Annotated in this window: 9 protein-coding genes and 2 pseudogenes; all 11 read left to right on the top strand. The window is 67.0% G+C overall.

Going from position 1 to position 13,789, the window contains the following annotated elements:
• Window positions 1-23 precede the first annotated feature (23 nt).
• Complete coding sequence (locus NMQ03_RS08470; RefSeq protein ID WP_255175194.1) at window positions 24-2,000, top strand: APC family permease; 1,977 nt, start codon at window positions 24-26, stop codon at window positions 1,998-2,000.
• A 41-nt stretch (window positions 2,001-2,041) separates the two neighbouring features.
• Window positions 2,042-3,402, top strand: a pseudogene (locus NMQ03_RS08475) (class I SAM-dependent RNA methyltransferase).
• Window positions 3,403-3,568: 166 nt separating this feature from the next.
• Complete coding sequence (locus NMQ03_RS08480; RefSeq protein ID WP_255175195.1) at window positions 3,569-6,394, top strand: aconitate hydratase; 2,826 nt, start codon at window positions 3,569-3,571, stop codon at window positions 6,392-6,394.
• A gap of 143 nt (window positions 6,395-6,537) precedes the next feature.
• Complete coding sequence (gene dxs / locus NMQ03_RS08485; protein WP_255175196.1) at window positions 6,538-8,511, top strand: 1-deoxy-D-xylulose-5-phosphate synthase; 1,974 nt, start codon at window positions 6,538-6,540, stop codon at window positions 8,509-8,511.
• A complete protein-coding gene (locus NMQ03_RS08490) occupies window positions 8,508-9,128 on the top strand; it encodes a DUF402 domain-containing protein (RefSeq protein ID WP_159632169.1) in 621 nt (206 codons plus the stop codon). Before dxs ends, NMQ03_RS08490 begins: the two co-directional genes overlap by 4 nt.
• Window positions 9,125-9,685 carry a hypothetical protein gene (locus NMQ03_RS08495; RefSeq protein WP_255175197.1) on the top strand — a complete coding sequence of 187 codons (561 nt, stop codon included), beginning with the start codon at window positions 9,125-9,127 and terminating at the stop codon, window positions 9,683-9,685. Before NMQ03_RS08490 ends, NMQ03_RS08495 begins: the two co-directional genes overlap by 4 nt.
• 10 nt (window positions 9,686-9,695) lie before the next feature.
• Window positions 9,696-10,673, top strand: a complete 978-nt coding sequence (locus NMQ03_RS08500) for an aldo/keto reductase (protein WP_255175198.1) — start codon at window positions 9,696-9,698, stop codon at window positions 10,671-10,673.
• Between the two features lie 6 nt (window positions 10,674-10,679).
• A complete protein-coding gene (locus tag NMQ03_RS08505; protein WP_255175199.1) occupies window positions 10,680-11,696 on the top strand; it encodes a nucleoside hydrolase in 1,017 nt (338 codons plus the stop codon).
• A gap of 186 nt (window positions 11,697-11,882) precedes the next feature.
• On the top strand, window positions 11,883-12,779 hold the full coding sequence (locus tag NMQ03_RS08510) for an ECF transporter S component (RefSeq protein ID WP_255175200.1): 897 nt from the start codon (window positions 11,883-11,885) through the stop codon (window positions 12,777-12,779).
• Between the two features lie 10 nt (window positions 12,780-12,789).
• Window positions 12,790-13,572 (top strand): energy-coupling factor transporter transmembrane component T, encoded by a 783-nt coding sequence (locus NMQ03_RS08515; protein ID WP_255175201.1) that lies wholly within the window; start codon window positions 12,790-12,792, stop codon window positions 13,570-13,572.
• A gap of 4 nt (window positions 13,573-13,576) precedes the next feature.
• Window positions 13,577-13,723 (top strand): annotated as a pseudogene (locus NMQ03_RS21140) (hypothetical protein); the annotation flags it as partial.
• Window positions 13,724-13,789 lie beyond the last annotated feature (66 nt).

Consider the following 13,789-nt stretch of genomic DNA (forward strand, 5'->3'; position numbering starts at 1 on the left):
GCGAATCAGACTAGCTTTGTGGGGTGTTGACAATACTGAACGCCGTCAAACGCGTGCTGGTGGGCAGGCCCTTCCGGAATGACCGACTGGCCCACACCCTGCTTCCCAAGAAGATCGCATTGCCGATCTTTGCGTCCGATGCCCTCTCGTCCGTAGCCTACGCACCGGACGAGATCCTGCTCACCCTGGCACTGGCCGGTGTCAGCGCCGTGGCGATCTCGCCGTGGGTCGGCCTGGCGGTGATGGTGGTGCTGCTGACCGTGGTGGCCTCCTACCGGCAGAACGTGCACGCGTACCCGTCAGGCGGCGGCGACTACGAGATCGCCAACGAGAACCTGGGCAAGTATGCCGGCCTGACGGTTGCGTCGGCCCTCCTGGTGGACTACGTCCTGACGGTTGCGGTGTCCATGTCGTCGGCAGCGGCGTACCTCACCACGGCTGTACCCTCGCTGCACGGCGAGCAGGCCGTCATCGCCACGATCGGCGTCGTCATCCTTGCCCTGGTGAACCTGCGCGGCATCAAGGAGGCGGGCAGCGTCTTCGCCGTCCCCACCTACATCTTCATGGCGTCCATCCTCGGCATGACCGCGGTGGGCATGTTCCAGGCCGCCACCGGGCAGTTGGGGCAGGCGCCGTCGGCTGCGTTCACCATCGTTCCCGCGGAGGGCTTCGACCAGGGCCTGGTGGGCCTGGCCGGCGCCTTCCTGCTGCTGCGGGCCTTCTCCTCGGGCGCCGCGGCGCTGACCGGCGTCGAAGCCATCAGCAACGGCGTTCCCAACTTCCGGCACCCCAAGAGCAAGAACGCAGCCACCACGCTGCTGCTCCTGGGCGTGATCGGCGCCGCCATGCTGGCGGGCATCATCTACCTGGCAAACGCCACCAAGGTCCACATTGTGCTGGACCCCGCCAAGGAATTCCTGCTGAACGGCAGCCCGCTGCCCGAGGGTTACATCCAGAACCCGGCCATCAGCCAGATCGCGCAGACCATCTTCGGCGAAGGGTCCATCCCCTTCTACATCGTGGTGGCCGCCACCGGCGTCATCCTGGTGTTCGCCTCCAACACCGCCTTCAACGGCTTCCCGGTCCTGGGTTCCATCCTCGCCCAGGACGGCTACCTGCCCCGCCAGCTCCGGACCCGCGGCGACCGGCTCGCTTTCAGCAACGGCGTGCTGGCCCTCGCGGCCGGCGCCCTGGTGCTCATCATTTCGTTCGACGCGGACGTCACCAAGCTCATCCAGCTCTACATCGTCGGCGTCTTCATTTCCTTCACCCTCAGCCAGCTCGGCATGATCCGGCACTGGGGGCGCGAGCTGAAACTCGCCAAGGACAAGGCGGTCCGGCGGAAGATGATCAAGTCCCGGACCATCAACAGCATTGGATTCGGCATGACCGGACTGGTGCTGGTCATCGTCCTCATCACCAAGTTCCAGCAGGGCGCCTGGATTGCCCTGCTGGCCATGTTCATCCTCTTCCTGATCATGTGGAGCATCCGGGCCCACTACGACAACGTCGCCAAGGAACTCGCCGTGGACGAGGACTCCTCACCGCGTGCCCTGCCCACCAGGGTCCATGCCGTCCTGCTGGTCTCGCATGTCCGCAAGCCCGTGCTGCGGGCCCTGGCCTATGCGCGTGCCTCCCGCCCCTCCCGGCTGGACGCCATTACCGTGGACATCGACCCGGACGAGACCGCACACACCATCGCGGACTGGGAAAAACTCGAGATCCCGGTGCCGCTGACCGTGCTCGCCAGCCCGTACCGGGAGACGGTCACGCCCATCATGGACTACGTCAAGCAGATGCGCCTGGATTCCCCGCGGGACCTCGTGGTGGTCTACATCCCGGAGTATGTGGTGGGCAAATGGTGGGAGCAGCTGGTGCACAACCAGACCGCCCTCCGCATCAAGACCCGGCTGCACTTCGAACCGGGAGTCATGGTGGCCAGCGTTCCCTGGCAGCTCAAATCCTCCGAAGAAGCCAAGAACCTCCAGGATGTCCAGTGACCGCCAACCCTTCCGCCGCTTTGCCGGCATCCGATACTTCCCTGCCTGCAGGGGATGAAACCGGCCACACCGGTGAGGAGGCCGTCCTCGACGTTGGACCGGTGGCCCACGGCGGGCACTGCGTGGCGCGCCATGAGGGCCGGGTGGTCTTTGTCCGGCACGCCATTCCGGGGGAGAAGGTCCGCGTCAGGCTCACCGACGCCGCGGACGGCGCCAAGTTCTGGCGGGCAGATGTCATCGAGGTGCTGGAAGCATCGCCGGACCGGGTGGAACACTTCTGGCATGTGGCGGATTCCCTGCGCGCCTGGGGCCACGGCCACCCGCCGGTGGGCGGTGCCGAGTTCGGGCACATGACCCTGGCCAGGCAGCGCAGCCTGAAAGCGGACGTTGTGGCGGAACAGCTCACCCGCCTGGCCGGCTTTGACCAGGTGCCGTCCGTATGGACCGGCGGGGTGGAACCCGTGGGGGAAGCGGACGACGGCGGCACCGGCCTGGGGTGGCGCACGCGGGCCAGTTTTTCGGTCACCCCCGGCGGCAGGCTCGGGATGCACGCCCACCGCTCCAACCACATCGTTGCGGTGCGGGAGATGCCCCTGGCAAGCGAAGCAATCAACGCCCTGCGCCTGTGGGACCTGGACCTGCAGGGCATCGAACGGGTTGAGGTGGCCGCGCCACCAACGGTTCCCGGCCCCTGGTGCTCCTGGCCCCTGCGCCGGGTACCAAGGACAGGCGGCTGCGGGCGATCGCCGCGGCCCTGCCGGCGGACGCATCGGTGGCAGCCTTCGATCCGCTGGTAAGCACCGTCACGCAGATCCGGGGACGCACCTGGGTCCAGGAAACCGCCGCTGGACACGAATACCGTGTGACTGGCGAGGGTTTCTGGCAGATCCACCGCGACGCGTCCGGCACCCTTGTGGGGGCTGTCACAGAATTCCTCCGGGAGGGCGACTTCCTGAACCCCGGTGCCGTGGTCGCCGACCTCTACGCGGGGGCCGGGCTCTTCACCGCCGTACTGGCCGATGCGGTAGGGGAGACGGGGTCCGTACTCTCGGTCGAAGGGGCGCCGGGGGCAAGCCGGGATGCCCGGAAGAACCTGCACTCCGCACCGCAGGTGGAGGTGGTCCAGGGGCGCGTGGAGCGGGTCCTGCGCCAGAAACCGCGGAACTTCGACGCCCTGGTCCTTGACCCTCCCCGCGCCGGAGCCGGGAAAGCCGTCGTCGGCCAACTCGTCGCGTCGCAGCCCCGGGCCATTGCCTATGTGTCCTGTGATCCGGCGTCGTTCGCGCGTGACCTCGGTTACTTCCGCCGCTCCGGGTGGGAGCTCGCCGGGCTGCGGGCCTTCGACCTGTACCCCCACACCCACCACCTTGAGACGGTGGCACTGCTGACTCCGGCTCCATGATGCCGCCACGGTTTTCGACTACGATGGCCGTAGTAGTCCCACGTCGCGCCCGAATTCTCGGCCGGTCGTGTGCAAATTTTCGGGCCCTGGAACTACTTAGGGCTTCCTAACTAGCAGGCGGTCAACCGCGCGACAAAGATGAAACTGTTGCGAGAGGAGTCCTGCGATGAGCACTGTGGACAGCTTCGGTTCAAAAGGCAAACTTAATGTAGCCGGAACCGAGTACGAAATTTTCCGGTTGAACTCCGTTGAAGGTGCAGAAAACCTTCCGTTCAGCCTCAAGGTATTGCTTGAAAACCTGCTGAGGACCGAGGACGGCGCGAACATCACTGCCGATCACGTTCGCGCTTTGGCAGGCTGGGATCCGAATGCGGAACCCGATACAGAAATCCAGTTCACGCCGGCGCGCGTGATCATGCAGGACTTCACCGGTGTTCCCTGCGTGGTCGACTTGGCCACCATGCGTGAAGCCGTCAAGGACCTGGGCGGCGACCCGAAGCGGGTCAACCCGCTGGCACCCGCCGAAATGGTCATCGACCACTCCGTCCAGATCGACGCCTTCGGTAACTCCGGCGCACTGGAGCGCAACATGGAGATCGAATACCAGCGCAACGGTGAGCGCTACCAGTTCCTGCGCTGGGGCCAGACGGCGTTCGACGACTTCAAAGTGGTCCCCCCGGGAACCGGCATCGTGCACCAGGTCAACATCGAATACCTGGCCCGCACCGTGATGACCCGCGAAGTGGATGGTGCGCTCCGCGCCTACCCCGACACCTGCGTCGGCACGGACTCGCACACCACCATGGTCAACGGCATGGGCGTGCTGGGCTGGGGCGTGGGCGGCATCGAGGCCGAGGCAGCAATGCTCGGCCAGCCCGTCTCCATGCTCATCCCGCGCGTGGTTGGCTTCAAGCTCAGCGGCAGCATTCCTGCCGGTGCCACCGCAACCGACGTGGTGCTGACCATCACCGAAATGCTGCGCAAGCACGGCGTGGTGGGCAAGTTCGTGGAGTTCTACGGCGAAGGCGTTGCTGCTGTGCCGCTGGCCAACCGCGCCACCATCGGCAACATGAGCCCCGAGTTCGGCTCCACCGCCGCCATGTTCCCCATCGACGACGTCACCCTGGACTACCTGCGCCTCACCGGCCGGTCCGAGCAGAACGTCGCCCTCGTGGAGTCCTACGCCAAGGAACAGGGCCTGTGGCACGACGCTTCCCGCGACATCAAGTTCTCCGAGTACCTGGAACTGGACCTGTCCACGGTTGTCCCGTCCATCGCCGGACCCAAGCGCCCGCAGGACCGCATTGAACTGACCGAGGCCAAGGACGAGTTCCGCCACGACCTGCTCAACTACGTCTCCCACGACGCCAACGCCGGCACCCTGGACGAGTCCCTGGAAGAAAGCTTCCCGGCCTCCGACGCCCCGTCCTTCACGGGCGGAGCAACCCACATCTCGGACACCGACCGCGAACCGCCGAAGTATTCGGCTGCCCACGGCGGCGCCGGACGGACCTCCAATCCGGTTCCCGTGAAGATGGCTGACGGCCGCGAGTTCGAGCTGGACCACGGCGCGGTGACCATCGCGTCCATCACGTCCTGCACCAACACGTCCAACCCGTCGGTCATGCTGGCCGCCGCCGTGCTGGCGCGCAACGCCGTCGAAAAGGGCCTCACCGCCAAGCCGTGGGTGAAGACCTCCGTCGCCCCCGGCTCGAAGGTAGTTACCGACTACTACGAGAAGTCCGGCCTGACCCCGTACCTGGAGAAGCTCGGCTTCTACATCGTGGGCTACGGCTGCGCCACCTGCATCGGTAACTCGGGCCCGCTGGAAGCAGAGATCTCCGAGGCCATCCAGGCCAACGACCTCGCCGTCAGCGCCGTCCTGTCCGGCAACCGCAACTTCGAAGGCCGCATCAACCCGGACGTGAAGATGAACTACCTGGCGTCCCCGCCGCTGGTCATCGCGTACGCCCTGGCCGGTTCCATGGACTTCGACTTCGAGACCGATCCGCTCGGCAAGGATGAGGCCGGCAACGACGTCTTCCTGAAGGACATCTGGCCCAACCCGGTTGAGGTCCAGCAGGTCATCGATTCCTCGATCGACAAGGAGATGTTCGCCAAGGGCTACGAGGGCGTCTTCGACGGCGACGACCGCTGGAAGGCACTGGACACCCCGGCCGTCGACACCTTCGCCTGGGATCCGAACTCCACCTACGTCCGGAAGCCCCCGTACTTCGAGGGAATGCAGGCACAGCCGGAGCCGGTCAAGGACATCTCGGGCGCCCGAGTGCTCCTGAAGCTCGGCGACTCGGTCACCACCGACCACATCTCTCCGGCCGGTTCCTTCAAGTCCGACACTCCGGCCGGTCAGTACCTGCTGGCCAACGGTGTGGAGCGCAAGGACTTCAACTCCTACGGCTCGCGCCGTGGCAACCACGAAGTGATGATCCGCGGCACGTTCGCGAACATCCGCATCAAGAACCAGCTCCTGGACGGCGTTGAGGGTGGCTTCACCCGCGACTTCACCCAGGCTGACGGCCCGCAGGCATACGTCTACGACGCCGCGCAGAACTACCAGGCAGCTGGCACCCCGCTGGTGGTCCTGGCGGGCAAGGAATACGGTTCCGGATCATCGCGCGACTGGGCTGCCAAGGGCACCGCACTGCTGGGCGTCAAGGCCGTCATCGCCGAGAGCTACGAGCGCATCCACCGCTCCAACCTCATCGGCATGGGCGTCCTGCCGCTGCAGTACCCGGCCGGTGAGAACGCTGCCAGCCTGGGCCTGACCGGCACGGAAACCTTCTCGGTGGAGGGCGTCACCGCCCTCAACGAGGGCACCACGCCCAAGACGCTGAAGGTCACCGCCACCGCAGAGGACGGCTCCTCGAAGTCCTTCGACGCCGTGCTCCGCATCGATACCCCGGGTGAAGCGGACTACTACCGCAACGGCGGCATCCTGCAGTACGTGCTGCGCCAGATCTCCGCCAACTAGCGGGAACTGCTGCCCAGGCACCAACCTCCCGAAGCCCCGGCCGGTCACCGACCAGCCGGGGCTTCGGCTTTTCAGCCACGTCCGGCCCTGCGAACCGAGGCGTTAGAGTTAAACGGCACGTCTACCACCCGAAGGAGGGGTCATTGGGAATCTTGGACACCATCCGGAATCCGCAGGACCTGAACGAGTTGACCGAGGAACAGCTGGAACAGCTGGCTTCGGAGATCAGGGATTTCCTGATCACGAACGTCTCCCAGACGGGCGGCCACCTCGGGCCCAACCTCGGCGTCGTGGAACTGACGCTGGCCGTGCACCGCATCTTCGAATCCCCCCGCGACAGCATCGTCTTTGACACAGGCCACCAGTCCTACGTCCACAAGCTGCTCACCGGACGCCAGGACTTCAGCACGCTCCGCCAGGAAGGCGGCCTTTCCGGCTACCCGGACAGGGCCGAATCGGAACACGACATTGTGGAAAGCTCCCACGCGTCGTCGTCCCTGTCCTGGGCCGACGGCATTTCCCGGGCCCGCCAGCTCACCGGCGAAGGCGACCGGCACGTGGTGGCCATCATCGGTGATGGTGCCCTCACCGGCGGCATGGCCTGGGAAGCCATCAACAACATTGCGGCGGACAAGAAACGCCGCGTGGTCATCGTGGTCAATGACAACGGCCGGTCCTACGCCCCCACGGTGGGCGGCTTCGCGGACTACCTTGCCTCCCTGCGCCCCACCATCGACTCCTTCCGCGCCGCCCCCGCGTACGAGGGCGCGCTTGACTGGTGGAAGAAGAAGTTGCAGGACGGTGGCCCCGTGGGGCAGTTCACTTACAAGAGCCTGCACGCCATGAAGAAGGGCATCAAGGACTGGTGGGCGCCGCAGGGCATGTTCGAGGACCTCGGCATGAAGTACATCGGCCCGGTGGATGGGCATAACCTCCAGGCCATGGAGCATGCACTGTCCACCGCCCGGAACTACGGCGGCCCCGTGATCGTCCACGCCATGACGGAAAAGGGCCATGGCTACGCTCCGGCCCGTGCCCATGAAGCGGACCAGTTCCACGCGGTGGGCATCATCGACCCCGAAACGGGCGAGCCCACCGGCGCCGGCGGCGCCCAGTCCTGGACCTCCGTGTTCGCGGACGAGATCGCTGCCATCGCCGACGAACGCGACGACATCGTGGGCATCACAGGGGCCATGCTGATCCCGGTTGGCCTGCACAAATTTGCGGCCAAGCATCCCAAGCGCGTCATCGACGTCGGCATCGCGGAGCAGCATGCGCTGACCGCCGCCGCGGGCATGGCCTTCGGCGGACTGCACCCTGTCGTGGCCGTCTACGCCACCTTCCTGAACCGGGCCTTCGACCAGCTGCTCATGGACGTCGCCCTCCACAAGGCCGGCGTCACGATCGTCCTTGACCGCGCCGGCGTCACCGGCCCGGACGGCGCAAGCCACCACGGCATGTGGGACATGGCCATGGTCCAGATTGTCCCCGGACTGCACCTTGCCGCGCCCCGCGACGCCACCCGGCTCCGCGAGGAGCTGCGCGAAGCCGTTGCCATCAGCGATGCCCCCAGCGTCGTCCGCTTCTCCAAGGGCTCCGTTGGCCCCGCCGTCGAGGCACTGGAACGGCTCAGCGACGGAGTCGACGTCCTGGCCCGCAGGCCGTCAGGCTCCACCGAAAACGACGTGCTGATCGTCAGCGTCGGCGCGATGGCCGAACTGGCACTGGACGTTTCCAACCGGCTTGGCGCGCAGGGCATCAGCACCACTGTGGTGGATCCCCGCTGGGTCCTCCCCGTCCGCCGTTCCATCATTGCGCTGGCTTCACACCACCGCCTGGTGATTTGCATCGAAGACGGCGTCCGCGCAGGCGGCGTCGGCTCGCGTATCCGGCAGGAGATGCGTGCCGCAGGCGTCGACACCGCCCTGAACGAGGTGGGCCTGCCGGTGGAGTTCCTTGACCACGGCACCCGCAACCAGGTGCTGGAGCGTGTTGGGCTGACGGCCCAGCAGATCACGCACGACGTCGTCGCACAGGTCCTGGGAACGAAGGTTCCCTTTGCGCGGCCCCTCCCCGGGCAGCAGCACCCCACCACCGGCAGCCTTCCGATCCTGTGAGGGACGAGGACGAACTGAAGTACCCCGGGCCGGCGGGGGAGTCCGGACCGGTCCTGCACACCACCACCACACGCGTTCCCAACGGACTGGAGCCAGGCCAGCTGGTGGTTTCCAGGAACCGCAAATGGAACGGCAAAGCCCACTGGGTTGTGCCGGGGCGGTACCTGGGCGAGGACCAGCACGGGTGGTGGATCTTCCAGGGCACCAACGAATTCTGTTCCCGCCCCGGCGCCGCGTTCTATACCCGTTCGGATGCTGTCCTGCTGGTGCCGCGCCAGGGCGACTGGGTGGCAACGTTCTACGACTCCGCCCACCCCGGCGGAGTGCGGGTCTACATCGACCTCGCCGTGGGCCATGAGTGGACACACATCCGGCCTGCGGTAACCGAGTTCCATGTCATCGACATGGACCTCGACGTCATCCGCACCGCGGACCGCGGCGTCTTCATCGACGACCAGGATGAGTTTGCGGAGCACAGCGTTTCCATGCACTACCCGCACCGTCTGATTGAGGACATCCAGGCGGCCGCGGACGGGCTTTACCACGCCGTGAAGGCACAGCACGCGCCTTTCGACGGCACCGACGTTGAATGGTTTACCAAAGGACGCACCACATGAGCGGCATTGTCAGGGTCTACAAACGCGACGACGAGGGCGCCCTCCAGTTCCGGGAGGCCTGGTTCGACGAGGAGTACTCCCAGTTCGTGATGAACTTCGGTGCCGTGGGGCACCAGAGCAAGACCGAGGAAACCGACGTCGCCGACGCAGGCGCTGCGGATGGCCTCCTGGACGCCTTTGCCGCACAATGCGCGGAGGACGGCTACGCGGAGATCCCCAACGAGGAGCAGTTTTGGGTGGTGGCACAGTTCGCCCTCAAGACCAGGGAAGGCACCGACCGGGACCGCCGCCTGGAGCAAAAGGCCAAGGACGCCCTCATCAGCCACCTGGCGTGGCGCGGCCTGGGAACAGTGGAGCGGTCCGAATTCACCGACTACAAGCTGAACATCTTCTGCCTGTGCCCGGACGTCAACAAGGCAGTCAACGCCATCAAGGTGTGCGCCCGCGGCGAGGACCTCGACTTCACCAAGCTCAGCATCGGGGCCGCTCCGTTCAGCGACCCCGACCAGTACAAACTCAAGCACTCCGCCAAGCCCGGCGGCAGCTTCAGCCTCTAGGAGAGCTCCCGTGACCACTTACCGCCGCGTTGGAAAATCAGGCCTCACCGTCTCCACCGTCGGCCTGGGCTGCAACAACCTGGGCCGCGCCAACACCGCCACGGAGTCGCAGGACGCCACGGACGGGGTGGTCAACGCCGCCATTGACTCCGGGATCACGCTGTTCGATGTGGCAGACAACTACGGCAGGGTACCGGGACTCAGCGAAACCATGCTGGGCAAGGCCCTCGGCAGCCGGCGCGGGGACGTGGTGGTTGCCACCAAGTTCGGGATGGATGCCAAGGGCGCCAACGGTCCGGACTTCGGCGCCCGTGGTTCCCGGCGGTACATCATCCAGTCGGTCGAGGCCTCGCTGCGGCGGCTCGGTACCGACTGGATCGATCTTTACCAGTTCCACACCCCGGATCCGCTCACGCCCATCGACGAAACCCTGGCAGCCCTGGATACCCTGGTCCGCAGCGGCAAAGTCCGCTACATCGGCCACTCCAACCGCTCCGGCTGGCAGATCGCCCAGGCGGAATACGTGGCCCGGGAACTGGGCACCGCACGGTTCATCTCCTCGCAAAACCACTACAACCTCCTGGACCGGCGCGCCGAACTGGAGGTGACCCCGGCCGCCGAGGAATTCGGCCTGGGTGTCCTGCCGTATTTCCCGCTGGCCAACGGCCTTCTGACCGGTAAGTATTCGCCGGGCCACGCTCCGGAAGGATCCCGGCTCAGCCACACCCGCACCAACATGGTGGACGACGCCGACTGGGACCAGCTGGGAAGGTACAGCGCCTTCGCCAAGGAGCGCGGACTGACGGAGATCGAGGTGGCCTTTTCCTGGCTCGCCGCCCAGCCCTCGGTGGCCAGCGTCATCGCCGGCGCCACCAGGCCGGAACAGGTCCGGCAGAACGCGCAAGCGGCGGACTGGGTCCCCACCCCGGAGGACCTGGCTGCCCTGGACGGGATCTTCCCCGCCGTGCCCAAGGTCGCGCTCTTCTAGGCGACCGTGCCCGCCTACCTCCTTGACGTCGATACCGGCATCGACGATGCCCTGGCCCTCGCCTATCTTGCCGCCCTCCCGGACACGGAGTTCGTGGCGGTCACGGCCACCCCGGGCAACGTTGATGCCGACCAGGTGGCGCGCAACACCCTTGCCCTGCTGGAGCTGTGCGGCCGGCCTGGAGTGCAGGTGGCGGTGGGTGCCCGGAAGCCCCTGTCCATCCCCCTGATCACCACCCCGGAAACGCATGGGCCGCAGGGGATCGGCTACGCGGTGTTGCCTGAACCATCAGGCCAGCCCAGTCGGCAGAATGCAGTGGACCTGTGGATCGAACATGCCAGGGCCAGGCCGGGGGAGTTGACCGCGCTCATTACCGCCCCGCTCACCAACTTCGCCCTGGCCCTGCGGCAGGAACCGGCACTTCCAGACCTCCTGGCCAAGGTGGTGATCATGGGCGGCGCCTTCTACCACCAAGGCAACACCACCCCCACCGCCGAGTGGAACACCCACGTGGATCCGCACGCGGCCAAGGAAGTCTATGCCGCCTACCGCGGCCGGTCGCTGGAGAAACTGCCCATCGTCTGTTCGCTGGACACCACGGAACGCATGGAAATGCACCCGGCCCACGTCAAGGCACTGGCCCGGGCTGCAGGTGCCGCCGTTCCGGAACTGGTACTCCCGGAAGACCCAGAGGGCCGCCGCAGCACTTCCGACAACACGCTGATCAGGCACCTTTCGGACGCCCTGCGCTTCTACTTCGAGTTCCACCGGCTCTACGACCAGGGCTACCTGGCCCACGTCCATGACTTCTTTGCCGCGGGCGTGGCCCTTGAGTACGCCGCGCGCCCGGCCACTGTGGACGTCGAAACGGAATCGGCGCTCCTCATGGGAACGACCGTGGCAGACTTTCGCGGGCTCTGGGGCGCACCACCGAACGCCCGGATCGTGTCCGCCAACAACCCGGAGCAGGCGTTCGGTGAGCTGGTGTCCGCTGTGGGGCGCCTGGCCCGGAAGACGGGGTGAGGCAGGGAATCCACGGCCTGCGCGGCAGGAAGATCCTGCCCGGGACGCTGCCGGAGGATGGCCGGTAGAATGGGCTCCGGACCGGCCCGGCGCAGTTGCCGCCGGCTGCTGCCGAGGTGACATAGGCAGCCACATCCCGGCCCGGTACTGCCGGGCCACTGCCTGCACCCCAAAGGAACAGTCCCCATGTCATCGCCCTCTTTGACGCTTCCGTCCCAGGAACGCCCCGCGGCCCGCCGCCGGCTGCTGGAGATCCTCGGCGCCCTGGCCATTGCCTCCACCTACGTCTACCTGGTCCTTAACCAGCCCGCAGACATCACCGGTGGTCCGGGCAGCGCATCGGCCCTGATCGCCCTCACCGGTTTCCTGGCCGGGGCGGTCCTGCTGATCGTCGCCGTGCTGCCCACCCTTCCGGCCTCCACCCTGGTGCTTATCCCGGTGGCGCTGGTCCTGAACATCGTGCTGGGCCAGTTTGTCGGCAGCACCCTTGTTCCCTTCTACCTCGACGCCATCGGCACAGTGCTGATCGCCGTCCTGGCCGGCCCCGCCGCCGGTGCCGCCACTGGCGCGCTCAGCAGCATTGTCTGGTCCTTCTTCAACCCCACCGTGCTGCCGTTCGCGGCCGGCGCCGCGCTCATCGGCTGCCTGGCCGGGCTCGCGGCACGCTACGGCCTCTTCCGCCGCTTCTACCTTGCCCCGGTTGCCGGCTTCGTCACCGGGATCATCGCAGGCGTCGTGTCCGCCCCCGTGGCTGCCTTCGTCTTCGGCGGAACGTCGGGCGTGGCCACCGGCGCAATCGTCAGTGCCTTCCGGGCCATGGGGGACACCCTCCTGGCCGCCATCACCAAGCAGGCACTCCTGTCCGACCCCATGGACAAGGCCATCGTGTTCACCATCGTGGCCGTCCTGGTCTACGCGCTGCCGCGCCGGACGCGCCAGCAGTTCCCCTTCATCCGCCGCCACCGGGTGCTCGCCGGCAGCAGCCCGGCCCCGGCGCCGCAGGCGGGTGCGCACGCCGACGGTTCGAAGCAGGCACCGGGTACTGCGTCGGGACCGGCCAGCGATTCAGCGCTGAACGGCTGAGCCGGGCACCGTGACAGCATCCCCGGCGGGCAGGACCGCGGCCCCGGCCAGGCGGGAGCGGATTAATCCGCTGACCTTACTCGCCGTTGCCGGCAGCACGGCGGTCATGACGACGGCGGCAGCAAGCTGGGTGCTCTCAGGCACCGTGGTTGCCGCCTGCCTTGGCCTGTCGCTGGCCAGGGGCGCGGCCCGCCGCGTTGTGCCGGCTGCTGCGGCAGTCCTGGTCCCGCTCGGTTTGTCACTGCTGGTGCTGCACGGCCTCTTCTTCCCGGAAGGAAGGACCGTGCTGGCGGAGTGGGGACCTGCCCGCATCACGGCAGAGGGACTGCAATTTGCCGTGCAGCGCATCCTACAGCTGGCCGCCGTGGTCCTGGCCCTGCTGCTGTTTTCCTTCAGTGTCAGCGTGCCGGACCTGGTGGCGGCGTTGTCGGCCCGCGGCGTGCAGGGCCGGTTCGCTTTCGTGCTGGCATCCACCCTGACCCTGCTGCCGGCCATTGCCGGCCGGGCGCGCCGGATCCGGCAGGCCCAGGAATCGCGCGGCCTGGTCGTCTCCCGCGGCCTGCTGTCCAGGATGGCCGCATTCCGGCAGCAGGCCGTTCCCCTGGTCTTGTCCCTGATCGAGGATGCCGGGACCCGGGCTGCTGCCCTGGAAGCGCGCGGACTGGGCAACCCCGGGCCGCGGACCACCTACCGGGAAGTGCCCGATTCCGCCGCCCAGCGGGCAGTGCGGGCCGTCCTGATGGTGGCGGCACTGGCCGCAGTGGTTCTCCGGGTGGTGCAGGCCGGTGCCTGAACGCATGGCGGCTGCTTACCGTGCCGTCCCCTTGAACAGCCCCGTGCTGGCTGCCGGCGTCCGGAGCTTTACCTTTCACGACGGGCATGCCCCCGCCCTGCATGACCTGGCTGTTTCCGTTGCGCCGGGCTCCTTCACGGCCATTCTGGGCGCATCCGGAAGTGGCAAGTCCACCCTGGGCCGGTTGCTGGTAGCTGGCTGGCACCGGGCGGCCACG

Origin of the sequence: Arthrobacter sp. DNA4 (genome assembly GCF_024362385.1) — a bacterium.
Classification (GTDB): Bacteria; Actinomycetota; Actinomycetes; order Actinomycetales; family Micrococcaceae; genus Arthrobacter.